Genomic DNA, 23519 nt, shown 5'->3' with positions numbered 1-23519 from the left:
TTGTATAAAGATTTATGTCAATAATCCCTTTCAACACCAAATCTATAGCCTAATTTAACAACAGTAATTATGTATTTTGGCGTTTTGCTGCTATTTTCTATTTTCTTCCTCAAATTTTTAATGTGTGCATCCACAGTTCTATCCGATCCATCAAAATCAATGCCATATACATTTTGAATGAGCTGTTCTCTTGACAGAACTTTGCCCTTGTTTGAAGCAAGTGCATATAAGATATCAAATTCATTTGGAGTCAAAACTATGTCCTTGCCGTTTACCTCTACTCTTCTTCTTTCTCTGTCAATTTTAAACTTTCCATTATCATAAGAAAATATTTCCGATTTGTCGGAATTTATTCTTCTAAACAACGCATTCACCCGTGCCGTAAGCTCCCGGGGACTCAACGGCTTGGTAAGATATTCATCTGCACCAATATTAAGTCCTTGAATTTTGTCGCTTAACTCCACCTTCGCAGTAAGCATGAATATATGCACCTTCGATGTCTCCCTCATAATCCTGCATACATCTTCACCATCAATGTCAGGAAGCATCAGGTCCAATATAACAAGTTGAAAATCTTTTTTATTAAACAAACTGAGTCCATCATATCCACCAGCTGCACAGAATACATTATATCCCTCTCTTTCAAGATAGGCTTTGATTATTTCCGACACTTTCAATTCGTCCTCAATTATTAATATATTATTCATTGAATATTCTCCTACTCCTGTTAAAGTATAATGTAAATGATGTACCTTTACCAAAAACACTCTCCACATCAACGTATGCTGAATGTAAATCGAGTATTCTCTTTACAATGGTCAGTCCTATGCCGGTACCTTCTATTTTATTCCTGCTCTTGTCACCTCTATACAGTCTTTCAAAAATATATGGCATATCTTCCTTTTTTATACCTATACCATTATCCTTGACTCTTGCTATAATTTTATTTTTTACTTCATATAAATCGATGCTTATATTTCCACCATCTCCTGTAAATTTTATGGCATTGGCAAGCAAATTTATAAAAACCTGTTTCAGTTTATCTTCATCTCCCATTATTTTAAAATCTCTTCCCTCTTCTATGTTCAACTTAAAGTTGATATTCTTGTTTTGGAAACCAATCGAAAATTTACTGCTTACAGACGAGATCAATCTGTCCAAAAATACTGTCTTCATGTTGAATGCCAATTTTTCATCTTCAAATTGTTTCAAAACCTTCAAACTATCCAATAATTTGCCAAACCTTATTACTTCATCATTTAAATAATTCAGGCGTTCCTCATTCACAGGGAATATTCCATCAATCATTGCCTCCAGATTGTTTTGAAGAACATTAAGCGGAGTCCTTATTTCATGGGAAATATCAGAAACAAGCCTTTTCCTGAGCTGATCCTGTTCTTTCAATTTTTCTCCCAGTATATTTATACTTTGGGTTAAATCATTGAGTTCCCTTATATTGCTTTTTATATCCGATTTTGAATTATAATCGCCACTTGACAGTTTTACGGATGTATTTGAAACCGACTTAATTGGCTCTGAAAATTGTCTTGATATAATTATGCTCATTATAACTGATATAATCATTGCTATAATGATACTTATTATTATATTTCTATTTATGGACATTTTAAAATTTACATCCTGCTGCGTTAAAAGTATTGGAAAATACTGCCCGATCACTACATAGCCTACAACTTTCTTATCATATTTGATTTCAAATGACTTTGATCTGTAGATGCCCTGGTTGTTGTAGACCTTCTGCATCATCATATGGGAGTTATCTTTTATATCATCTGGATTCATACCCCATACTACATTTTTATCACCATCCAAAAGAATCAGGCAATAATTGCTCATATAGGCTTCATGCATCATTTCCTTTCCTGAATTCACAGTCCATTTTCTGTCTCTTTCGTATATTTGCTGAAAATAATCTACAATCCTATTATTTCTCTGGTTTTGAGTATTCACCACATAATTATTAAAAGTTCTATTAACGGTCAAATTAATCAAAATCCCCAGTAAAACAACCGCAATAATTGAACAGGAAATAATTATTATACTCAATCTTTTTCTTATGCTCTGCAAAAATATTACCTCCAAATTTGTATAGTATTATTTTATTCAATTAATGTATAGATATTATGAAGAAATTCATAGTATCTACACAACAATATAATATTATTAAGTAAAATATTTATATAATGAGGAGAATGTATATGAATTGTCATAAAAATAACAATAAAACAAACCATATGCTGATAATGGTTATCTGCTGTGCTGTTCCGCTCATACTGGCTGCAGCCCTGCCTTTTCTGGGAATGGCCCCTGGATTAAAAACAATACTTGCATCAGCAGCTCCTTTTCTATGCCCTATAATGATGATTTTAATGATGCCGATGATGTTTATGCATTCCAGAAAAGATAAAGACAATGGAGACAACAATATAAAAAAGATCAACGATTAGTTATAAAAATATTTTTCTTGTCCTTGATATGATAGTATAATTAAGTAATATCATATCAAAGGAGGTCAACAATGGACATCACAATCAGGCAAGTAAAAAATGAAGATCTGGCTGCAGTTGCGAAAATTGAAGCCAGATGCTTCCCAGAGGCAGAAGCTGCCACAAAAGAATCATTGAAACAGCGTATAAAAATATTTCCGGAAAGCTTTTTTGTAGCAGAAAAAGATAAAAATATAGTTGGTTTTATAAATGGCTGTATAATAAATGAAACTGTCATAAATGACAATCTCTATGAAGACCCTTCACTTCATATTCCAGATGGAGCCTATCAGACAGTTTTCGGACTTGATGTCCTTCCTGAGTTCAGGAATCATGGAATTGCAGCAAATTTGATGAATCATCTCATAAAAGTATCCAGACTCTCCGGGAAAAAAGGACTTGTTCTCACCTGCAAGAAAAGACTTATCCAATATTATGAGAAATTTGGATATGCAAACATGGGAATATCCAAATCAGTACACGGGGGAGTCACCTGGTATGATATGATACTTGAATTTTAAAAATACAGATGCTCCATGAAAAATGGAACATCTGTATTTTCAACAACATATTCAATATAGAGATTTATATATATTATATACATTTTGCCTGTTCAATTCAGTATAGTTATTTGCCATGAGTCTTCCCTGCTTTGTCATCACACATTCTGTAAAACTTTCCAGTTCTTTTTGAGGGAGACCATACTCACGAAGTTTTTTCTTTGGAATGAGCACATTCAAAAGCTCTTCTATTTTGCCATATATTTCATTTTCACCACATCTCAAAATCCCCGCCAGAAAATTATTAAGATTTCTGATTTCACCATCAGGATTCAATTTCTGGTAGGTCTTAAAAACCCCGACAAGCATCTGATAATTGGATTCTCCGTGCGGCACATGATAATTTGCACCTAAAGGATAGCTCATTGCATGTACTGCTCCACATCCTGCATTTCCAAATGCAATACCAGCATAGGTACTTGCAGTCAGGAACTCTTCCATAAGAGGTATTCTTGCCTCCTGCCCCTTTTCTGCAATTTTCCTGTATCCTTCTAATATCATTTGCATGGCTTTATAGGAAAACATTCTCGTAAAGCTTGTTGCTTTTGGAGATAAACTGGATTCAAGAGAGTGTATGAGTGCATCTATGGAACTTGCAGCAAATGGCCTAAATGGAAGATCGTTAAGAAGTTCAGGGATAAGTATAGCATAATCTGCATATAGTTCATTTACCGCAAGTCCTAGTTTTGTATGCTTTGATTTTAATTCCAGTATCGAAATATTCGTAACCTCACTTCCCGTACCACAAGTTGTCGGAACAAGCAAAAGCTCCTTATCCTTGATAAACTGCAGCTTATGTTCAAACAAGTCAGCTACAGGAAAAATTTTCTGCAATGCAAACAATTTTGAAACATCCAGTACACTTCCACCGCCAATTCCAATTACCCTTTCATAGGAAATATTTTTAATATCATCATACATGGCTTCCACCATCTCATCGCTCGGTTCACCGCTGCCGTAATTTCTGATAAATATAAAATTGCTGTCCAGTTCATATTTTGAAAAATAAGAATCATAGGTATGCCTGCTTGTAATTATTAGATCTCTTTTCCCAATTTTAAATTCCTCTATAAATTCTTTACAATTACTGAATTTGTGTATTTCCGGTCTGATAGACAATTGTTTCACTTATGACACCTCAATCTTTTAATTTATAACTATTTGCTGGATATTACTTTTCAACTGCTTTTTTAATATATCGTGGTTCTATCATATCATAAGGGTTTATAAAATTTTCAAATTCTTCTTCCTTTAAAATTTTCTCTTCAAGCACTACATCCTTTATGGATTTTCCCGTATTAATAGCCTTTTTTGCAGCCTGGGCAGCTCTTTTATATCCTATGTAAGGCGAAAGTGCAGTTATCATTCCAACACTATTATTTAAGAGCTGCCTGCATTTATCCTTGTTTGCGGTTATTCCCCTGATACAGTTGTCCGTGAACGTTCCTACCCCATTGCTTAAAGTTTCAAGAGATTCAAATAAATTGTAAAATATAACAGGTTCGAATGCATTCAATTCAAGTTGACCGGCTTCTACTGCCATTGTTATTGTAACATCATTTCCAATTATATTGAATGCAATTTGATTCAGCACCTCAGGTATGACAGGATTTATTTTCCCCGGCATTATGGATGATCCATTTTGTACTGCGGGGAGGTTTATTTCCCCGATTCCAGTCCTCGGGCCTGAAGACAACAGTCTTAAATCATTGGATATCTTTGATAGATTAACCGCACATGTTTTTACTGCCGAAGACACATTTAAAAATGCATCCAGGTTTTGAGTGGAATCTATCAAATCGTCTGCCTGACAGAATTCTATTCCAGCAATTACAGACAGGTTGGGGACAATTTCCTCTATATATTCCATGTCAGCATTTATTCCGGTTCCAACAGCCGTACCTCCTATATTCAATATCCGCATGTCCTGGGATGCTCTTTTTATTCTTATGATATCCCTCTTTACTACGGCACTGTATGCCTTGAATTCCTGTCCAAGTGTAATTGGGACGGCATCCTGAAGTTGAGTTCTTCCCATTTTTATAACATCCTTGAATTCCTCACTTTTTTCTTTCAATACCCTGTACAATTCATTTAATTGTCTTATAGCTTTTGATACCAATCTAAGTGTAGTAATTTTACCTGATGTTGGTATAACATCATTTGTAGACTGTCCCATATTGACATGATCATTGGGATTCACAATATTATAATTTCCCTTTTCACCTCCAAGAAGCTCTATAGCTATATTGGCTATAACTTCATTTGCATTCATATTCATGGATGTACCTGCACCACCTTGAACAGGGTCTAGTATAAATTGATCTCTAAATTTACCTTCAATTATCTCATTGCATGCTTCTACAATTGCATGTCCAATTTTACTGTCCAATGCTCCAATTCCACAATTTGTTATTGCAGAAGCCTTTTTAACCTGAACTAAACTTTTTACAAATTCCGGGTGCATTTTTAGTCCTGTAATATTGAAATTATCGGATGCCCTCAAAGCCTGAACTCCATAATAAGCATCCTCCGGCACTTCTTTAATTCCTATAGAATCACTTTCAGTTCTAAAACTCATTTCAAATAAACCTCCTAAAATATAATCCATAAATATTTTTGCAGCAATTGGGTCATTCCGAATTGCATAAATCAATTCATATAAAATCTATGCAATACAGCAAAGCAAGTATGCTTTAATTATTTTATTTAATATTATAAGCAACTCTCAAGCATATTTCAAATATAATTTTGCTAATTTTAATACATTTTTATCGATTTTATCTATTTATTGATAAATTCATAATAGATAAATTAGTAGGATTATAATTCACTCATTACTTTTTCTAGTAAAATATGCATGAATACCTTCTTTTTATTTTATTGGAAAAGAATAATTTTATCGCATAAATTCTTTTATTGTATTTATATTAATTATCTGAAAATTATTATATGAGGAATTTTAACATATTAGATAAAATATTTATCTATTTGTTCCAAAGTTTATATATACAATTGCCTTTCTAGTTTGTGAAATTATTCAGCCTAATTACAAGTATTGAAATTTTAGACTTAAATAACTTCATAAAAAAAAGGCTTCAACAACATGATAATACTCATTTGGATTATTGTATTGCCAAAGTCATATTTTTTTATGCAAAAAAATATGACTTTGGCATGCATTTGCTATACATTATAAATAAACTTCTTAATTTTATCGTAACTCTCCTCTTCGCCTACTGCTATAAAGGTGTCTTCTTCCTCAAATGTAGCATAGGGTCCGGGAGAAATTATCAATTTTTCTTTCCTTCTTATAGCTATTATAGTTGCATTTGTATTTTGCCAAAATTTGCTCTCACAAATAGTTTTTCCAACAATATTAAGTCCGGCATATATTTGAAATTCAAAAGGTACAAAAGGATTTGTCCTTGCAAATCTATTTGAATAATCTATAAGTTCGTTAATTTTCACTTCAACTTTTTTTTCAAGTATATTCTTCTGATCCAATATATCCAGTATTTCTTTTTTCATTGAAGTTATTGATCTTATTTCTTTAAATTTTTCTATAAACTTTAAACAATTTTCTACGGATTTAATAATAATTCCGCTTCCCTTTACTACTTCCACTATATTCATATCATTTAAAAGAATAATTGCCCTTCTGATTGTCTCAGGAGAAACATTATAATGACCGGCAAGAGATGATCGTCCATAAAGTTTATCCCCTACGGAAAAATCTCCTGTTGCTATTCTATTTGCTATATCAATTGCAATCTTCTGATATATGGGTTTAGTCATATATTTTGATGACATTTTTTAAATAAATCTCCCTTCAATATATTTAAAATATTATTTTTATTAAATCATAATCAGTATAGATTATTCTATATACTATGTAAATAATAATTTGAATTATACTTATAATGACAATTAACAACTTATATGATATAATTAAGTTGTTAATATTAAATTTTATAATACCAAGGGGGTAATTGTATGATTAAAGTAGCATTGATAGGAATTGGGAAAACAGGCAGACATATAGCCGATGAAATTCTAAAGCAGGATAATATGGAAATTGTATCCGCAATCTGCAGTCCTGAAAGTAAAAAAAATGGAATGAGTTTGGGAGATTTGCTTGGAAATAATAAATCGGAAGTAAAAATTTCAACTTCTAGGGAACTTGAATCCATTATTTTTAAAACTAAGCCTGATATAGCCGTAGATTTCTCAACTCCTTCAGCAACCATGGAAAACGCTTTGACCTTATCAGAGATGAAAATAAATATGGTCATAGGTACAACAGGATTTTCTAAAGAAGATATTGACAAGCTCCAAAGTATGAGTTACAAATTCAATACAGGTATAGTATATGCTCCAAATATTACTTTAGGTGTAAACGTGATGATGCTGCTTGCCAATATTGCTACAACCGTATTAAACAATTATGACTTTCAAATTTTAGAGATACATCATAAGAACAAACATGATATTCCTTCAGGAACTGCTCTAAAACTTTCTCAGGAAATAAAAAGCGGACTTCAATCATCTGGAGTATTCAATAAAGATATACCTGTCAACGCCATACGAACTGGTAATATTGTAGGCAAACATGAAATCCTAATAACCGGTGACAATGATCAAATAAAAATAAGTCATGAATCATTTTCAAGAAAAGCCTTTGCTTCAGGGGCTATCAATGCAATAAATTATATTTATAAAAAACCAGGATACTATGAAATGAAAGATATATTAGATCTTAAAAGGGTTTTGTATGGATACATTGACTCATTAGATAGGGCACTATGCTAAAATAGGAAATTGAAATTTTTGAAATGGATACTTAACTGTATCATTCAAAAATTTCAAGTAACTTTTTTACAATGTAAATTTTTAATAGCTGCCAGTCAAATAAATAAAAATATATACATATTTTTATAGTTCAGGGAACATAATACTTTATATAGAAAACAACTTAAAGGAGTGATAATAATGTTCAACCCATTCGACCAAAAACCGATGCCTATCGAAGATACTATCATGGACTGGCAGACCATGTATCCAAAACCATATTCCAAACAAACCGTTGATCCTTACACAAAGGTTCGTATTATACTGATGAATGGCATTGAAGTGGAAGCAGCTATTTTTTCCCATCAATTCCACCGTCACTGCAATAACAATGATCTCAGACGTGAGCTTGCCGTAATGCGCCGTGTTGAACAGCAGCAGCAAAAGCATATCAACTGGTTGAAACCTCTGGATGAGACACAGCTTGAAACAACTATAGGATATGAACACGTTGCCGTAGATCTTACTGCATGGCTTGCTCAAAAGGAACCTGACCCCTACGTAAAACAGGCACTTGATTTTGCACTGCTTGAAGATTTCGACCATCTTTACCGCTATTCAAACCTATTGGATCTAGATGAAAATATCCCTTCAGAAAATCTCGTAAAAAAATATGTGGATATTACACCGGGACGCCCGACTATAGCAGAGCACCGCTATCCCGAAGAAGAAGCAAAACGATTCATTGACTTTAAAACAGCAGATATACGTACCAAATTAAGCACCATGATCATTACTGCAGGCGAACAGCAGACCATGAATTTCTATATGAATCTCGGAAATACATACTACAATGATCTGGGGCGCCAGCTCTATCAGGAAATCGGCATGATAGAAGAGCAGCACGTAAGCCAGTACGGATCACTCATAGATCCAAACTGCACATGGCTTGAAAGTCTTTTACTTCATGAATATATGGAATGTTACCTGTATTATTCGTTCTATGAGGATGAAATTGATCAGAATATAAAATCAGTCTGGGAGTTGCATCTAAATCAGGAAATATCCCATCTTCACAAAGCCGCTGAGCTTCTTTTAAAATATGAAAACAAACAATGGAAACAGATTGTACCAGGTAATTTTCCTGAATTGCTAAAATTTCACGATACCAGAGACTATGTGAGAAACATACTCGCAAGTCAAATTGATCTAACTGCAGATAAAGAAGGCTACATGAATGTCCATGATATCCCTTCAGATCACAAATTCTTCTACTATCAGAATAAAGTTAACCACGATATCTCCAGGGTAGCCAGTCATGTCGTGATACAACAGCACCAGAGCAAAAAAGGAGAAGATTACCGCTCCGAATCCAAACCAAATCCAGTTCCGGGCTTGTCGGACAGGAAAAATGACAATACAGAAATAGCGAGGACAAATAAATCAATGTCAATGATTTAAATATGTACTACAAATGAAATTGCGACATTTATTCTGAAAATGTACCGCAATTTCTATTTTTAAATAGATTTTACAAGTGGTATAATATATTTGTAGATTGTATTATATCACTTGTATTTTTTTTGGGGGTTGAATTATATGTGTTTCAAAAAAATAGATATGACCACTTGGCCTAGAATGGAACATTTCAAATACTATACAGAAAATATAAAATGCAAATACAATATAAATGTAAATATAGAAATAACTGATTTACTAATCGAAACAAAAAAAAGAAATTTGAGATTCTATCCTACATTTATTTATATAGTTTCAAAAGCCATAAATCAGAATATGGAATTCCGCATGTCTTATAATAGTGGTGGTGAACTTGGATATTGGACCTACGTAAATCCAGTTTACACAATATTTCACGAAGATGACAAAACATTTTCCGATATATGGACTGAATTCTCTGATGACTTCCCAAAATTTTATAAAAATGCTGTGGCAGATATGGAAACCTACAAAAACATAAAAGGAATTAAAGCAAAACCGGATCAACCAGAAAATTTTTATCCAATTTCAGCAGTACCATGGGTGAGCTTTACCGGATATAGCAGCATGTCTTTAAATGAGTCAAAAATATTATTTCCAGTTATCACCTTCGGCAAATATTTTAAAAGGGATGGAAAAATGTTATTGCCATTTTCAATACTGGTAAGTCATGCAGCTGCAGATGGATATCATACATGTAAACTCGTCAACGATATACAGTATTATGCAAAACGTATTTATAAATGGATGTGATAATCTTTTGATTAAGTCTCTTGATATTTACAGGCTCAGGTTCTAATTCCATAAACGTTTCCTCCACGATTTAACTTTATCAATCTTATCATTATTGGATTTTATTCTTATTTTATCAAGAAACGCAGAATTTCTGAATATATTTTTAAATACAAAGTACCCCAAAATCATCACAGCCAATTCGCCCACCGCCTGAGTAAGAAAAGTATAAAAGAAAGGTACTTTATACAGTACATGAAGTTCTGCTGCTATAAATGCACTTCCCAAAACCGGCCATACAATTGAAACGGCCATACTCCTTGTTTTCCACATAGCATAGGTAGCTAAAAGTGTGGCAAAGCTTCCTACAAATACATCCACTATACTAAAGCTGTAAAAATTTGCCACTGCACAGCCTATGGTCAATGATATTATGTAAAATGGATCTATAAAAGCAAGAAAATTAAGCATTTCACTTATTCTAAATCCTATAGGACCCCAATAGGAAAGCTGCCCAAGTGCAATAGTTGAAACTATATATATTGCAGCAACCACAGATACCTTTACCATTTTATTTGTTCTACTCATTTATTTTTCCTCCAACTCCATCAAGATCTGCATTACATCTTTCATCTATATCATCAAGCACTTCAACACGATTGTAATAAGTATCCTGAAGGTTTTTGAACAATCTGCTATTGTAAAATTTCTCTACAAGTTCATTGTCCCTTTTTACTTCCGTTGTATTTTCACAGAATATATTTATTGTAACTCTTTCGAAATACTTAAGTGCAAGTCCTACATCCTCCTCAAGTCTTTCAATTCTCTGTCCCTCCATGCCAAAAAGAAGATTTACCCAGTCAAAATTATCAAAGTCAGATACTTTTCTATTTCCTATGCCTTTTTTTAAAATATTTTCCCTATAATCTATGTCAAAGCTTTCAGCCCCCACTATAAATTTTAGTTCAACAGGTGCAAATTGTTCCCTGAATAACTTTATATCATCTTCATATTTGACATGACTTTCCATAATAAGCTGTTTTATATTCTTTTCCCTGCACAATCTGACTAACTCAAATACGGTAACTGTATCCAGCTCACTGGCACTTCCTGAATTCATTACCTGAAGCACACCATACTTACCTGTAACCTTTTCAAGTACCTTATGATTTAATTCATGATTTCTCAAGGCACTTGAAGCCTGATCCATATGATAATCACAGAATATGCAGTTTCCCCATGAACACCCGCTTCCCCTCAACAGAATCACTTCTCTCGGCAGTCTTTTTGAGACTTGTCCATACCTTTTTAATTTTTGTAGCTCAATCATCTTTTCCTCCTTGAACTCGGAATCGATCCTGACATTAAAAAATGGCAGAGATATTCTCTGCCATTTTAATAATAAACTATATTCTTACATAGTTAAATCCATAGTTTTGTTTATAGACAGGATGGTTTCGAACTGTCATATTTGATTTTACAAATATTATTATATGCTATAGAGTCTGTAAAATCAAGGTTTTTCAACGTTTTTTATTTTTCCTATCTATTCTTAAATACTGTGAAATGCTATTAAAATATGCATTATAGAAACTAGGTATCATGTTATCTGTAAATTTCTTAAACAAATTTGATAATCTTTATAGAACAGAGGGGCTTTTACTTCAAGTTGATGACCACAAGCATAGACACTTTTACAGACGTAAACAAGGTCATCAACATTACTGTGAAGTTGCATTATTTTTCGGGTAAGTTCATTATTAGCAAACATTCTTTTCATAACTAATCCAGCAATTTTAGATGGAATTTTGTATGGCAGAATCTCACTTTTATATTTTTTCAGGTCTACTCCTCTTGCCTCCACAATTTTTATGGTTTCACGTATCACAAGAACCGTCTCTGACAATGCTTTTGTACTGCTCATAAGAGATTCAGCAGCTTTTTCTGAATTATTATAGCCAGCATATTTTGCCCCTGTTGAGATTACTGCCGCGTTGATTGCCATATGAATCCATATCCATTCAAGCATGCTATCAGGATATTCTGTTTTTATATTTGCACTACCTAATATCTGAATAAGCGCAAAATAATTTGAGATAGTTGTATTTTCTTCACTTTCAAGCATAATATGGTCGAATAAAACGCAATTTAGCAAATTATTGGTAACTGTACCCCCTGCAACTGGATAACCCAATATGTATGAATAGTCTCCCACTATTTTATCAATATTTTCCTTGCTGTCCAATATACTGCATAATAAAAAGAGAGTCCCCTTGATATTGTTTTGAGATAAGGTTTCGATCGCCGACTCCAATTTTCCCATAGATACACTTACAATAATAAAATCGTAACTACTATCAGAATGTACTATTTTTACCGACTAGGAATCCCTCTTCTCAACACCCTTTGGGTTTTCTCTTCCATCAAGAAGTTTTATATTTATTGTTGAACCTACTTTTTCTATTTTATTTTTCCTGATGAAATGCTCAATATTATGGCCTGCTTCTTTCAAGATGTAGGCATATGTAGTGCCAATAACTCCCAAACCCAAAACTAAAATATTCATAAGTTATCCCCTTAAGTTATATTAAATCCTTTATAATTATATCCAACTGCTCATCTATTAACTTAGATGATATTTGCTTGCTCAAAGTCAATATGCTCAACCCCTCCAATAAAGCAATAATATGATTTGCAAATTTTTCTACATCATTGGAAGTTAACCTGGTAATCTCATTCCTGGAAATCCCATAATTAAGAATTTGAGAAATGACAGATACTGTTTCAGTGTAATTTTGCTTTAATATATCATCCAAAACATCGTTTTTATGAAATAAAAAAAACTCATATACAGCTGTTCTAATTGTAGTCTTAATATTTAGTAATTCACTTTTTTGCTGTTGTAAAAAATCGGAAAGTATTTCAACTGCATTTTTTCCATTTTCCATACCTTTCGTAAAAACAAAATAAGCATCCCAAATAATGGATGCCTGCTTTGAAGTTACAAATCCTAATAAGATCTATTTTTTTAATTATTTCTCTTTCTTATCATTTTCCTTTATTTCACTGCTGTCATTCTTTCCTTCATCTTTATCAAGTAAATAGCTGAAATCAGTCAATTCTTTCTTTCTACCTTTATTACCTTTACGTCCCAAACAAATCACCTCTTATCAAAACTAACAAGGATGCATTAGTCCATAAAATTTATTTTTATATAAAAAATAAGATACCTAAATCAATAGATATCTAAAAATTTATTGGCTGTTGTATTTATATTTTACATGTCCTACAACTACAGGCATAAAACCATATTCATAATTTCACCTTTACTATGCAGAAAACTCTCATTCTGCATGATTATCTGAGTAACTAGCTTTATGTAGCTTATTAAGTATAACATTTAATCTACTTAATGTCAAGCATATTAAATCTTCACAATTTTAGCATAACCCAAATAAAAATATTTCCAACTAATGGATAAACATTTATAGTTGTATACATTGTTTAAATATATTAAGCTCTTTTCTTAACTAAGATGGTATCTTATAGCCAATTGTCTGATTCCTTCTCCGGTTGATTGTAGTATATTTCAATATACCAGAATATATCACACCTTGCCTCTTCACGTATTTCATATTATTTCATCTTCTTATGGTAAAAATTTTAATCATATGATAATATATTTATATTATAAATAAAAAAATTTTATATTTTAAGGAGGAATATTTAATGCAATCAGAGCCCGACCCGGCGCATACCAATATTACAAGATCACAAAATGTCTTAAGTTATATTGGGTCATATATAAATAATTTTCTTATATTTTCAAAATCATCTTTGCCACATAAAAAAATAAATACAGTGACATCAAAATGGGGTAAGAATATATGACTATTTTAATAAATACTATTATTGTATTTTTACTGATTTTTATGAATGCTTTCTTTGTGGCTACAGAATTTGTCATGGTAAAGGTTAGAAAATCTAGAATAGAAACATTAGCCCTTGAAGGAAACAAAAATGCCAAGTATATTCTAGTAGTTATCAAAAATCTAAATTTATATTTATCTGCATGTCAGCTGGGAATAACTTTAGCCTCCTTAGGCTTGGGATGGATTGGAGAACCTACTGTCTCACATATTTTAATACCAATATTTAATTTATTTAATATGCCAGAAAGTGCTATATACTCTATTTCATTCATTCTAGGATTTTCAATTATAACAGCATTTCATATTGTGCTTGGTGAACTAGTACCTAAATCATTAGCAATTATAAATGCAGAAAAAATAGCTATGTATACAGCATTCCCTCTTATAATGTTTTATAAGCTAACATATCCTATAATGTGGATTTTTAACCATAGTACCAATTTGGTCTTGAAAATATTTGGGATTTCACAGAATGACGAGCATGATGCAGCTCATACTGATGAGGAAATAAAACTACTAGCTAAAGACAGTTACAGACAAGGTTTAATCGATAAAACCGAGTTAACATTTGTTGATAATATATTTGACTTTTCAGATAAGGATGTAAAAGAAATAATGATGCCTCGTACTGACATGGTATGTATATTTATAGAAGATTCATTTGATGATATTATATCATTTACTTTAAAAAAACATCTAACTAGATATCCAGTATGTAAAGGCAATAAAGATAATATTGTTGGCTTTATACATATTAAAGATTTATACAGGCAGAAGATTGAAGGTAATGATAAAAATATTGAAAATATTATTCGAGAAGTTAAATTCATCCCGGAATTCATGTCAATAGGTAATTTATTAAAAATATTTAAAAGTGAAAAATCACAAATGGCTATAGTTATTGATGAATTTGGAGGTACATCTGGATTAGTAACTATTGAGGATGTACTGGAAGAAATTGTTGGTGAAATACAAGATGAATTTGATAAAGATGAAAATGAAATAAATAGGACTAAAGATAATAACTATATTATTAATGGAAAAGTTCCTATAGAAGATGTAAACGAACTGTTAAATCTAGATATTGAAGTTGAAAACATTGATACTATTGGTGGATGGATTTATTCACAATTAAAATCATATCCAAAAACAAACGATAATATCATTTATAATAACTATAATTTTATTATATTAAAATGTAACAGTAAAAGGATAAACAAGATATTGGTTAAAAAATTACCTAAAGAATAATTATAAAAATAAAATCCACCTATTATTTAAAATAAATTTTTATAAGCCCTGGGTTCATTAATTTGGCCTGGGGTTAAAATTGTTTCTATTGAGCTGGCTTGTCGGAGTTGTCGTGCTGCTTGGTCTGGTCTGCTGAAGCTGATGGTGCCTTAGACCCACAGGCTTTACACTCAATGCCTTTCGATGAGTTTGCTAAATAATATAAATTTGTTCTGATTCCACTTTTTATTTTACCGAGACGGATTTCTTTATCTTTTAATTTTGCAAGTATTTCAGAGTCTCGATTTTTCCATTTTTTATGAATTTCCTGATGCCTTTTAGATATTTTTTTGCCCTTCTCAGTTAGTTCAAAATAAATATTCTTGTTATTGTCTGGCTTTTTAAACGGTACAATAGCATTTTTAACTTGCAACCGTTTGATCATTTTACTTACCCCGCCCTTAGTCATGCCAAAAGCATCTGATTTAGTATAGATTAATTCAATCGAAAAGTCAACATAGACATCTAAACTATACAGTGCATAATTACATAAAGATAAACCCTGGATCAAATCAATGACCCAGGATTAACGTTATTAAGCTAGCATAATTTTAATCTGATACAAAATCGTAGGTTTTCTTGAATATATCCGGTTTGCATGGATAAAATTCACCGTTCACGCCTTTTATAATATAATCATTTATACTGGCAACATGGACACCTTCCAGGGTTACAATCATTAATTTATTATTTTTATAACAATATATCCCATTACTACTCATAAATTTAGCTATTTCATCTATATTTTTACCTGTCCATTGAACAGCTTCAATTACAACGGATCTTTTTCTATATTTCGCCATTTATTTACCTCCATTTTCAATAAAGTCTGTACCCAGCTTTGTTGCAGCATATCTGTCTGCCCCACTAATTAATTTAGTTAAATAGCCGGTATATTGTTCTTTATCTCAATCAATACCGATAACATTTTCCATATCAGGTATCCTGGTTAATTATTTTAAAATAAAAAAAGAACTGTGGATTTCTCCAAAGCTCTTAAAAATGCCAATAAATTTTATCCTCTCGGAGCATACATAATTACCAATACGCCAATTAAAGCAATTGCTCCCCCGATCAAATCAAACCTGTCTGGCATTACATTATCTATTTTCCATCCCCACAAAATTGAGAGGACAATAAAAATACCTCCATAAGCTGCATATACCCTGCCAAAATTGAAGCCTGGAGGCTGTAACGTTGGTATTATTCCATATATTATTAAACTTGTGGCTCCTGCCAAACCAAACAATATACTTCTGCCATCCCTCAGCCATAACCATACAAGGTAACCTCCGCCTATTTCAAATATCCCTGCTAGTATAAAATAAAATATTGATTTAAGTATTTCCAATGACAATTCTCCTCATATTTTCATTGTCACAGCCATCGATTTTAGCAGTACAGCTATCAAGAAGAAAAATAACTTCTGAATAGCTGTCGACTTTTATTTATAAAAGTTTTGGGTATTTAATATCAAACTTCCTGTGAAGTTTCATCAGGTGAATCCACTTTTTCATCATTTTCCTTTGGCTTGACAACCTGCTCTTTTACCACCATTTCCTTTTCAGCAATTAAATCCTCTATCCTTTCTTTCTCAAACATCAATTCTTCAAGGTTCAATTCTTCATAAGGCCTGTCCGAATGACTGTCCACTGCTATCTTGTGCTTTTCAATAAAATCATCTACCTTTACCTGATTTTTCTTGTACACATAATATGTCGCAGCAGATACTCCAACACCTGCAGCAAATCCAACCAGATGTTCTTTTGTAATTATCATTTTAAATTCCTCCCTATAATCTTAAAAATATCATTTCTTCTTTGTATTTCAATCCTTCCAATATATCACCATGTTTTAATGAGATATTTTTTATTCTGTTCATCATGGATGATCTATTGTGGCCTACTACACCTAAAACATGCCTTATTATGTCCTCTAAAAATTCAATGGAAGTATAACCTCCACCCAACGGATTAAATTCCTTTACTGCCACATCATAATAACTTTCATTTTCCCTGCCGCCTGAAACTTTGAATGCCTGAATGGTTACATTGTCCGAATCAAAGGAAACAAGATGTCTTGCAAAAGTAGCTATCCAGGTTAAAGTGGAAGCCAACAGAATGTTATTTTTTGAAAATTCTCCGAGAAGATATATAATGGATACTGCTTCCGGATGCGGTGTCCCGGAAGACCTTGTCTCGTTTACAGCATGTTTTACAACAGACAGCAAAGTACTCAAACCTGCATTGTAATTCAATATCCTGTATATCCCGGGTTTTGTATCTATCATCCTTGAAATCCAGGAGAGAAACAGAGACATCAGAGTATAATTGTCTATTCTGCTAAAAACAGTCTTGCTTTTTTCAACAATCAGATTTATGGGTATCATTCCAAACTCCACAGAAAAATATATTGCTATCCTCAACATTATTTCAACAGCATCGATTTCAGATGGATTATAGTATACCAGAATTGATCGTAAAGCGGGATTAAATGTTATATTTTCAACTCCTGAATGGCTTGAAATTTCCTTCACCATATTTTCTATTTTTATGGGAGGTCTGGAAGTTTTCAACCTCAGACGTCCAGGCAGATGATGTACAAGATTTATACTGCAGTTTATCATATTACCTTCTACCTCCTTCAAAATCATAGAATAAAAGCCTTCCGGAATTCATAACCACAAGTATTGTTGTAAGGTTATGCAGTACTGCTCCCCAGAATACAGGGAGTACACCTATTGCTCCAAGAAATAGCCCTACTGTATTCACGCCAATGGTAGTTGCAAAATTTTGCTTTATTATTGACATTGCCCTTCTCGAAATAACTACAGTCGATGGAATCAAAAGCGGGTTGTCACTTGTTATCGTAACATCTGAAGCCTCCATTGCAATATCTGTCTTGGTGCTTCCAATGGACATACCTATATCTGCAAATGCCAGTGCAGGTGCATCGTTTATTCCATCACCCACCATTATCACTTTAGAACCACCACTCTGGCAGTTCAATATATATCTTGCCTTGTCCTCTGGAAGAAGTTCTGATTCATAACCATCCATGGCCATTCTACTTGCAACGGCTTCAGCCTGATAATTCAGATCTCCCGTAAGCAGTTTCACATCATCAAACCCAAGATATCTAAGCCTGTTTATTGCTTTTTTCATATTTCCCCTTACAGTATCGTGTACTCCAAGTATCCCGATTATATTATCATCTCTTGATACAAACAGCACATTTTCTCCTCTATCCACCAGTCGGTTTGCCTCATTTTCAATATTTCCTAAATCAATATTATTTTCATTCATAAATTTTGCATTTCCAACTCTTATTACTTTTCCATCTACCCTCGTTTCTATGCCTCTTGAAATATGGACAACTGGCTCGGTATGCTCTGGAATAGTCCAGCCGGATTTCTTGATTTTTTCCAGAATAGGATGTGCAAGAGGATGTATAGAAGTTTCCTCGGCTGCCCCTGCAAATTCAACAAGTTCCTTCTTGGACAGATCACCATTTGCAATTATGCTCACAAGTTTCGGTTTTCCCTCGGTCATCGTACCTGTCTTGTCAAGAATTATAGTGTCAGCTTCAGACATGGTTTCAACTATATTTCCACCTTTAAGCAGTACACCGTTTTTTGCCGAGGTGTGTATGACAGCTGACAATGCAGTTGCTGTAGACAGTCTTACACCACAGGAATAATCTATTATAAGCATATTAAGTGCCCTAGTTATGTCCTTTGTAGACATGTATACAATTCCAGCCAGGATGAAATTCAAAGGTATAAGTTGTGCGGAAAATTTATCTGCATATATTTGAATTTGCGCTTTGTTATTGGCTGCATCATCTACCATATTTATAATTTTCGAAACAGTAGTATTGCTTCCGATTTTTTCAGCCCTTACAAGTATACTTCCAGATTTTATTATTGTGCCTGCAAATACACTATTGCCAACGTCTTTACTCTCCGGCATGAACTCACCTGTAATCATTGACTGGTCAATCACGGCAGATCCCTTTACGATAGTACCATCTATACTTACTTTATCACCGCTCTGATGCAAAATTATATCTCCTGTTTCAATTTTCGAAGAAGGTATGTTTACAAAATTGCCGGACGGTTCTCTTTTCCATACGTTCTTTTCACCTGTATCCAGCATATCTTTTACTGCCTTCTTTGTTTTATTCATGGTACAAACTGTCAGATATTCTGCAATGTCAGATAAAAGTATGGTTGTCAGTGCGGAAAACCCTCTTCCCGTCATTAACGCCACAATTATGGAGGTAGCTGTAAGAGTATCTGCATTCGGCCTTTTTGCTTTAACTATGGATTTTATACCACTTTTTATAATGGGTCTTGATAAAACCAAGCTTAAAATAGAGGATACATTCGTAAACCGCGACAAAAATCCTATGCCGGAAATAAGTGCAATGTCACCCGTAAGCCTGTGGGTTGCAAGTCCACCTATAGTTACAGCAAGTCGCTTTAGCAGTTCATCACTGTTTTCATTATCCAGCCTTCTTTCCTCTACAATCATTTTACTTCTTTCTTTTTTTTCTTTCTGATAGGCTGGTATGGAATAATCTGCGATAATGGATTCAATAATTTCTCTGACTTCATCTGCATCTACAACCTCAAAATCATAGTATACAAGAACTCCTGAAGTTATAACTTCAACATTTGCCCTGTTTATATAAGAAACATTTCTAATATTTTTCTCTATGTCCTTTCTGTATTTCGAAAGATATTTCACTGCCCTGCATCGTATTCTAATCCTTCCCCTGATACTATGTACTATACTGCACTTTAGCAAAGGTCTTTCTTTCCTCATAAAATTATCACCTCACTCGCTGTCTAAAAATTGGACATTTTCTTTTATCAGCTGTTCAATACTAATTTTACTGTCCTGGAGCTTGTCCATATTAGATGCAACACTGCTAACCACATGATCCACTATATTCATTATCTTTTTTTCATTCAATACATACGGATCATATAGAATCAAAACACTTCCCGTATACAGATTTATTTCTACAGAGTTAATTCCTCTCACCAGCTTCAGCAATCTTTCCATGTCACTTTTTTTAAGATTTGCCTTGTTCAGATAAAGTCTTAAATTTGGTATGTTTATCCTGATACGCCCCTTGATACTGCTCACTATTTTTACTTTAAAAAATGTCATCAAAATCTTTGTACTTAAGCTCATTTCCAATCCTTTTAAAAAAATGACTTGTAAGCCCAATAGAGCATGCTGTATGGATTTGGCTTTATGTTACTTTTTTCAAAAACTATTTTTTTCAAGGAAAAAGATGTAAGAAACAATGGGATCAAAACAGCAAAGTTCAAGGCTCCTTTTGTCTGTTTATACACTGAATAATCAAGGGCTTCTTTAAGTCGCCCTATTTCTTTTGATATTAAAGGCTCCTTTTGTTCTTCTATTATTTTGTCCAAATCAAGTATTTTTATTATTATTCCTGTTAAAATTTCAGGTGTAATATCCTGGTCAACATCATAACTTATTACTATTGAACATGTTTTAATATTTACAGAAATACTTTTAATGGATTTTACATTTTGAAGAATAGCTGCTATCTTTTCTTTTGATGAATCTTTATCTTTTATAGAAGGCACATAAAATCTAACCCTTCCAGGAATCAAATGTCTTATTTCAACCACATCTCTAATTCCTCCAATACAAGGTTCAGTCCTTCCATTTTTACAAATACTTTTCCCTAAAAATGCACCGGTCAGTATTCCAAACAAAATGCGACTATTTTTCAAAAATTCCACCTCCTCCATATTTATACTGAACAGATAAAATATGCTGATAAAAATAATATACCACATATGATATTGATAATCAATATCATATGTGGTATATTATTTCGCTGCAATAACATCTAAATTTTTATCTTATGAATACTATTCAATCACTACAGCTGTTCCAGATGCTGTAACCATAAGCATATTTCCTCCCTGACCAAGCACTTCATAGTCAATATCAACTCCAATAACTGCATTGGCTCCCACAGCAGTTGCTCTGTCCTGCAGTTCCATAAGAGCCTCTTCCCTGGCCTGTATGAGTTCACCTTCATAGGATTTTGAACGTCCGCCAAAAAAATTGGTAAGTCCTGCCGCAATATCCTTGACTATGTCTACACCGGAAATTACTTCACCAAAAATAATGCCTCTGTACTCAATTATTCTCCTGCCTTCCACAGTGTTTGTTGTCGTCACAATTATCTCATTACCTCCAATTATTATTTTAATCAAAATATTTCATGCTCGTTTTCTTAAATTCACAGGTACTGTATAATATTTCATAATCGGAAATACCAATTTCTTTCGAAATTTTTTCAATTACCTTTTCACAGTCACCCTTTGTGTTCCCATGAATCATTGTAAATATATTGTACGCCCAATTTTGAGGGACAGATCTCCTATAACAGTGGCTCACCTCTGCAAATATCGTCATGGTATCAACCGCATCTCTGATTTTCTCCTCTGGAACCTTCCATACCACCATTGCATTTGCCATAAATCCGGCATTCCTATGATTTACAACAGCACCAAATCTTCGGATGACACCCCTATCCAATAATTTTTCAATTCTCTTCAACAATAAATTCTTGGGAATTCCAAGCTCCCTGGATATTTGCTTATACGGTTCCGGTACAATTGGAATTTCTCCTTGAATTTTCCTAATGATATTTATATCTAAATCACTCAGCATATAATTGATCACTCCTTGATAAAAAAACTGGCCCTGATTTTGAATACATCTACCGCCGGCAATTCTAGTATTTCTTCAATACCTGTATAGTCCTTGACACTCTTTAAAAAATTTCTTATATCCTCCTGTGATGATGCTATAACTGTAAACCATATATTATATGGATTGTCTCTTTCATAATTATGGGTAACACCTTTATAAGCATTTATAAACTTTACTACTTGACATACCCTGTCACACGGTACCTTCATGGCACATAAAAGGCTAAAATATCCCAATTTCCGAGAATCCAGTATTGCCCCTATTCTTCTTATATACCCATCACTTTTCAATTTATTAACTGTATCAATGACCTTCTTTTCGGTAATGTTCAGTTTATGGGCAATTTTTAGAAATGGCCTGTCATCAAGTGGAAATTGCTCCTGCAGCAGGTTGAGTATTTCAGCACTTTCACTGTCCACTGTTTACTTTCTCCTCTTCTACATCCGAATATGAGCACCATATATCTTCAGCCATAATGTCACCATTACTGTAAAAAGCCGCCCGTGCCCTGCATCCTCCACATATCTTTCCATAGCTGCAGCTTCCACATTTTCCTTTATAATTCGAGGTTCTCAATTTTTTTAATACTGAATTTTCACTCCATATCCTGCTAAATGGAATCTGCCTTATATTGCCTACGGAAGCATCCATATATGGACAGGCTTGAACATCTCCACGCGGACTTATAATACAGTAACTTGTTCCAGCGAGACATCCCTTTCTAAACCTGGTTTTGACATTATTCTCAGCTGCAATTCTAGTGAACTGGGGGGCGCAGGTCGGTTTTAATTCTATAGACACTTCTTTCTGTCTCAACATTATATTCTTTAAGGTTTTTTCATATTCTTCCCTGCCCAGCATCTCATTTTCTATATTAATTCCCCTTCCTGTAGGTACCAAAAAAAATATATGATGGGCGGATGCTCCAATATTGACTGCAAAATCAATTATATCTGATATCTCATCCTTGTTCCAGTTCATTACAGTTGTATGTATTTGAAATGGCAGGCCAACTTTTCTGCAAATTTTCATTCCAGCAACTGCTTTATTCCAGCCATTTTTGTAATTTCTAAAAGTATCATGTTTTTTCATATCCAGACTGTCCAGACTTATTCCTATTCCCATAACTCCTGCATCCTTTAATCTCATGGCTGTTTCTACAGTTATCAGTGTACCATTGCTTCCCAAAACCGGCCGAAGCCCAATTTCTGATGCATACCTTATCAATTCATATATATCCGGACGCATAAGAGGTTCTCCACCAGAGAAAATCATTATTTTGAATCCCGCTTTCGCTATTTCATCCAGAAGTGATTTTCCCTCCCTGGTATTCAACTCATTTTGAACCTCAATTCCAGAATTTCTATAGCAGTGCTTACAGTACATATTACATTTATTAGTAGTATTCCATGACACAATCATAAAAAATTTTTTCCC

General features: G+C 33.3%; 29 protein-coding genes. 6 read left to right on the top strand and 23 right to left on the bottom strand.

Annotated features, from left to right (window positions below; all coding sequences use genetic code 11):
• Positions 1 to 17: 17 nt before the first annotated feature.
• On the bottom strand, positions 18 to 707 hold the full coding sequence (locus LKE46_RS04795; protein WP_291718944.1) for a response regulator transcription factor: 690 nt from the start codon (positions 705 to 707) through the stop codon (positions 18 to 20).
• Positions 700 to 2088, bottom strand: a complete 1389-nt coding sequence (locus LKE46_RS04790; protein ID WP_291718943.1) for a HAMP domain-containing sensor histidine kinase — start codon at positions 2086 to 2088, stop codon at positions 700 to 702. The genes LKE46_RS04795 and LKE46_RS04790 overlap by 8 nt, the downstream gene beginning before the upstream one ends.
• 131 nt (positions 2089 to 2219) lie before the next feature.
• Between LKE46_RS04790 and LKE46_RS04785 the strand changes: the two genes are divergently transcribed.
• Both LKE46_RS04785 and LKE46_RS04780 read left to right on the top strand, forming a co-directional pair.
• Complete coding sequence (locus tag LKE46_RS04785) at positions 2220 to 2468, top strand: hypothetical protein (RefSeq protein WP_291718942.1); 249 nt, start codon at positions 2220 to 2222, stop codon at positions 2466 to 2468.
• Positions 2469 to 2539: 71 nt separating this feature from the next.
• Positions 2540 to 3028, top strand: coding sequence for a GNAT family N-acetyltransferase (locus LKE46_RS04780; protein ID WP_291718941.1), 489 nt, complete (start codon positions 2540 to 2542; stop codon positions 3026 to 3028).
• Positions 3029 to 3079: 51 nt separating this feature from the next.
• On the opposite strand, the gene LKE46_RS04775 is transcribed toward LKE46_RS04780, so the two are convergent.
• The 3 genes from LKE46_RS04775 to LKE46_RS04765 all read right to left on the bottom strand — a co-directional run bounded on the left by LKE46_RS04775 (position 3080) and on the right by LKE46_RS04765 (position 6880).
• Entirely contained in the window at positions 3080 to 4195 is a 1116-nt protein-coding gene (locus LKE46_RS04775) for a 4-hydroxybutyrate dehydrogenase (RefSeq protein WP_291718939.1), read from the bottom strand.
• 43 nt (positions 4196 to 4238) lie between these two features.
• Entirely contained in the window at positions 4239 to 5648 is a 1410-nt protein-coding gene (locus LKE46_RS04770; protein ID WP_291718937.1) for an aspartate ammonia-lyase, read from the bottom strand.
• Between the two features lie 605 nt (positions 5649 to 6253).
• The gene (locus LKE46_RS04765; RefSeq protein WP_291718936.1) at positions 6254 to 6880 is read right to left on the bottom strand and encodes a TrkA C-terminal domain-containing protein; all 627 of its coding nucleotides are present in this window, start codon (positions 6878 to 6880) and stop codon (positions 6254 to 6256) included.
• 183 nt (positions 6881 to 7063) lie between these two features.
• Here LKE46_RS04765 and dapB point away from each other — a divergent pair, with 183 nt between their 5' ends.
• The 3 genes from dapB to LKE46_RS04750 all read left to right on the top strand — a co-directional run bounded on the left by dapB (position 7064) and on the right by LKE46_RS04750 (position 10108).
• Positions 7064 to 7879 carry a 4-hydroxy-tetrahydrodipicolinate reductase gene (dapB, locus tag LKE46_RS04760; RefSeq protein ID WP_291718935.1) on the top strand — a complete coding sequence of 272 codons (816 nt, stop codon included), beginning with the start codon at positions 7064 to 7066 and terminating at the stop codon, positions 7877 to 7879.
• A gap of 180 nt (positions 7880 to 8059) precedes the next feature.
• On the top strand, positions 8060 to 9319 hold the full coding sequence (locus LKE46_RS04755) for a hypothetical protein (protein ID WP_291718933.1): 1260 nt from the start codon (positions 8060 to 8062) through the stop codon (positions 9317 to 9319).
• A gap of 138 nt (positions 9320 to 9457) precedes the next feature.
• Positions 9458 to 10108: a CatA-like O-acetyltransferase gene (locus tag LKE46_RS04750; RefSeq protein WP_291718932.1), complete on the top strand. Its 651-nt coding sequence runs from the start codon at positions 9458 to 9460 to the stop codon at positions 10106 to 10108.
• Between the two features lie 42 nt (positions 10109 to 10150).
• On the opposite strand, the gene LKE46_RS04745 is transcribed toward LKE46_RS04750, so the two are convergent.
• The 6 genes from LKE46_RS04745 to LKE46_RS04725 form a co-directional block, all read right to left on the bottom strand.
• Positions 10151 to 10675 carry a QueT transporter family protein gene (locus LKE46_RS04745; protein WP_291718931.1) on the bottom strand — a complete coding sequence of 175 codons (525 nt, stop codon included), beginning with the start codon at positions 10673 to 10675 and terminating at the stop codon, positions 10151 to 10153.
• A complete protein-coding gene (locus LKE46_RS04740; RefSeq protein WP_291718930.1) occupies positions 10668 to 11417 on the bottom strand; it encodes a hypothetical protein in 750 nt (249 codons plus the stop codon). The genes LKE46_RS04745 and LKE46_RS04740 overlap by 8 nt, the downstream gene beginning before the upstream one ends.
• A 270-nt stretch (positions 11418 to 11687) precedes the next feature.
• A complete protein-coding gene (locus LKE46_RS04735; RefSeq protein WP_363316033.1) occupies positions 11688 to 12410 on the bottom strand; it encodes a ketopantoate reductase family protein in 723 nt (240 codons plus the stop codon).
• A 57-nt stretch (positions 12411 to 12467) separates the two neighbouring features.
• Positions 12468 to 12653: a 2-dehydropantoate 2-reductase N-terminal domain-containing protein gene (locus LKE46_RS17685; RefSeq protein ID WP_363316035.1), complete on the bottom strand. Its 186-nt coding sequence runs from the start codon at positions 12651 to 12653 to the stop codon at positions 12468 to 12470.
• Between the two features lie 16 nt (positions 12654 to 12669).
• The gene (locus LKE46_RS04730; protein WP_291718928.1) at positions 12670 to 13035 is read right to left on the bottom strand and encodes a hypothetical protein; all 366 of its coding nucleotides are present in this window, start codon (positions 13033 to 13035) and stop codon (positions 12670 to 12672) included.
• Positions 13036 to 13119: 84 nt separating this feature from the next.
• On the bottom strand, positions 13120 to 13242 hold the full coding sequence (locus LKE46_RS04725) for a hypothetical protein (RefSeq protein ID WP_291718927.1): 123 nt from the start codon (positions 13240 to 13242) through the stop codon (positions 13120 to 13122).
• Between the two features lie 732 nt (positions 13243 to 13974).
• Here LKE46_RS04725 and LKE46_RS04720 point away from each other — a divergent pair.
• Positions 13975 to 15270, top strand: coding sequence for a hemolysin family protein (locus LKE46_RS04720; protein WP_291718926.1), 1296 nt, complete (start codon positions 13975 to 13977; stop codon positions 15268 to 15270).
• Positions 15271 to 15355: 85 nt separating this feature from the next.
• Here LKE46_RS04720 and LKE46_RS04715 read toward each other — a convergent pair whose 3' ends face one another.
• From LKE46_RS04715 to nirJ2, 12 genes are all read right to left on the bottom strand, one after another.
• On the bottom strand, positions 15356 to 15694 hold the full coding sequence (locus LKE46_RS04715; protein ID WP_291718925.1) for a hypothetical protein: 339 nt from the start codon (positions 15692 to 15694) through the stop codon (positions 15356 to 15358).
• A 166-nt stretch (positions 15695 to 15860) separates the two neighbouring features.
• Positions 15861 to 16112 carry a hypothetical protein gene (locus LKE46_RS04710; protein WP_291718924.1) on the bottom strand — a complete coding sequence of 84 codons (252 nt, stop codon included), beginning with the start codon at positions 16110 to 16112 and terminating at the stop codon, positions 15861 to 15863.
• Positions 16113 to 16324: 212 nt separating this feature from the next.
• Entirely contained in the window at positions 16325 to 16660 is a 336-nt protein-coding gene (locus LKE46_RS04705) for a YnfA family protein (protein ID WP_291718923.1), read from the bottom strand.
• A 122-nt stretch (positions 16661 to 16782) separates the two neighbouring features.
• Positions 16783 to 17088, bottom strand: a complete 306-nt coding sequence (locus LKE46_RS04700) for a hypothetical protein (protein ID WP_291718922.1) — start codon at positions 17086 to 17088, stop codon at positions 16783 to 16785.
• Between the two features lie 13 nt (positions 17089 to 17101).
• Entirely contained in the window at positions 17102 to 17935 is an 834-nt protein-coding gene (locus tag LKE46_RS04695) for a hypothetical protein (RefSeq protein WP_291718919.1), read from the bottom strand.
• Position 17936: 1 nt separating this feature from the next.
• Positions 17937 to 20138, bottom strand: coding sequence for a heavy metal translocating P-type ATPase (locus tag LKE46_RS04690; protein WP_291718918.1), 2202 nt, complete (start codon positions 20136 to 20138; stop codon positions 17937 to 17939).
• Between the two features lie 12 nt (positions 20139 to 20150).
• Positions 20151 to 20513, bottom strand: a complete 363-nt coding sequence (locus tag LKE46_RS04685) for an HMA2 domain-containing protein (protein ID WP_291718916.1) — start codon at positions 20511 to 20513, stop codon at positions 20151 to 20153.
• 11 nt (positions 20514 to 20524) lie between these two features.
• Positions 20525 to 21088: an HMA2 domain-containing protein gene (locus tag LKE46_RS04680; protein ID WP_291718914.1), complete on the bottom strand. Its 564-nt coding sequence runs from the start codon at positions 21086 to 21088 to the stop codon at positions 20525 to 20527.
• Between the two features lie 141 nt (positions 21089 to 21229).
• The gene (locus LKE46_RS04675; RefSeq protein WP_291725567.1) at positions 21230 to 21550 is read right to left on the bottom strand and encodes a putative heavy metal-binding protein; all 321 of its coding nucleotides are present in this window, start codon (positions 21548 to 21550) and stop codon (positions 21230 to 21232) included.
• A 22-nt stretch (positions 21551 to 21572) separates the two neighbouring features.
• Positions 21573 to 22040, bottom strand: coding sequence for a siroheme decarboxylase subunit beta (gene ahbB, locus LKE46_RS04670; protein WP_291718911.1), 468 nt, complete (start codon positions 22038 to 22040; stop codon positions 21573 to 21575).
• A gap of 8 nt (positions 22041 to 22048) precedes the next feature.
• A complete protein-coding gene (gene ahbA, locus LKE46_RS04665) occupies positions 22049 to 22501 on the bottom strand; it encodes a siroheme decarboxylase subunit alpha (protein WP_291718909.1) in 453 nt (150 codons plus the stop codon).
• Complete coding sequence (gene nirJ2, locus LKE46_RS04660) at positions 22491 to 23504, bottom strand: putative heme d1 biosynthesis radical SAM protein NirJ2 (protein ID WP_291718907.1); 1014 nt, start codon at positions 23502 to 23504, stop codon at positions 22491 to 22493. The genes ahbA and nirJ2 overlap by 11 nt, the downstream gene beginning before the upstream one ends.
• Positions 23505 to 23519: the final 15 nt, after the last annotated feature.

The organism is Clostridium sp., from assembly GCF_022482905.1.
Lineage (GTDB): Bacteria > Bacillota > Clostridia > Clostridiales > Clostridiaceae > Clostridium_B.
This window is presented reverse-complemented; position numbering and strand designations above follow the sequence as displayed.

Coding starts and splice junctions, on each gene's coding strand:
- LKE46_RS04750 (WP_291718932.1), top strand. CDS start 9,458: ATGTGTTTCAAAAAAATAGATATGACCACTTGGCCTAGAATGGAACAT.
- dapB (WP_291718935.1), top strand. CDS start 7,064: ATGATTAAAGTAGCATTGATAGGAATTGGGAAAACAGGCAGACATATA.
- LKE46_RS04745 (WP_291718931.1), bottom strand. CDS start 10,675: ATGAGTAGAACAAATAAAATGGTAAAGGTATCTGTGGTTGCTGCAATA.
- LKE46_RS04785 (WP_291718942.1), top strand. CDS start 2,220: ATGAATTGTCATAAAAATAACAATAAAACAAACCATATGCTGATAATG.
- LKE46_RS04735 (WP_363316033.1), bottom strand. CDS start 12,410: ATGGGAAAATTGGAGTCGGCGATCGAAACCTTATCTCAAAACAATATC.
- LKE46_RS04755 (WP_291718933.1), top strand. CDS start 8,060: ATGTTCAACCCATTCGACCAAAAACCGATGCCTATCGAAGATACTATC.
- LKE46_RS04690 (WP_291718918.1), bottom strand. CDS start 20,138: ATGAGGAAAGAAAGACCTTTGCTAAAGTGCAGTATAGTACATAGTATC.
- LKE46_RS04730 (WP_291718928.1), bottom strand. CDS start 13,035: ATGGAAAATGGAAAAAATGCAGTTGAAATACTTTCCGATTTTTTACAA.
- LKE46_RS04780 (WP_291718941.1), top strand. CDS start 2,540: ATGGACATCACAATCAGGCAAGTAAAAAATGAAGATCTGGCTGCAGTT.
- LKE46_RS04795 (WP_291718944.1), bottom strand. CDS start 707: ATGAATAATATATTAATAATTGAGGACGAATTGAAAGTGTCGGAAATA.
- LKE46_RS04700 (WP_291718922.1), bottom strand. CDS start 17,088: ATGATAATTACAAAAGAACATCTGGTTGGATTTGCTGCAGGTGTTGGA.
- LKE46_RS04740 (WP_291718930.1), bottom strand. CDS start 11,417: ATGATTGAGCTACAAAAATTAAAAAGGTATGGACAAGTCTCAAAAAGA.
- LKE46_RS04715 (WP_291718925.1), bottom strand. CDS start 15,694: ATGATCAAACGGTTGCAAGTTAAAAATGCTATTGTACCGTTTAAAAAG.
- nirJ2 (WP_291718907.1), bottom strand. CDS start 23,504: ATGATTGTGTCATGGAATACTACTAATAAATGTAATATGTACTGTAAG.
- LKE46_RS04765 (WP_291718936.1), bottom strand. CDS start 6,880: ATGTCATCAAAATATATGACTAAACCCATATATCAGAAGATTGCAATT.
- LKE46_RS04720 (WP_291718926.1), top strand. CDS start 13,975: ATGACTATTTTAATAAATACTATTATTGTATTTTTACTGATTTTTATG.
- LKE46_RS04685 (WP_291718916.1), bottom strand. CDS start 20,513: ATGAGCTTAAGTACAAAGATTTTGATGACATTTTTTAAAGTAAAAATA.
- LKE46_RS04695 (WP_291718919.1), bottom strand. CDS start 17,935: ATGATAAACTGCAGTATAAATCTTGTACATCATCTGCCTGGACGTCTG.
- LKE46_RS04770 (WP_291718937.1), bottom strand. CDS start 5,648: ATGAGTTTTAGAACTGAAAGTGATTCTATAGGAATTAAAGAAGTGCCG.
- LKE46_RS04710 (WP_291718924.1), bottom strand. CDS start 16,112: ATGGCGAAATATAGAAAAAGATCCGTTGTAATTGAAGCTGTTCAATGG.
- LKE46_RS17685 (WP_363316035.1), bottom strand. CDS start 12,653: ATGAATATTTTAGTTTTGGGTTTGGGAGTTATTGGCACTACATATGCC.
- ahbB (WP_291718911.1), bottom strand. CDS start 22,040: ATGCTGAGTGATTTAGATATAAATATCATTAGGAAAATTCAAGGAGAA.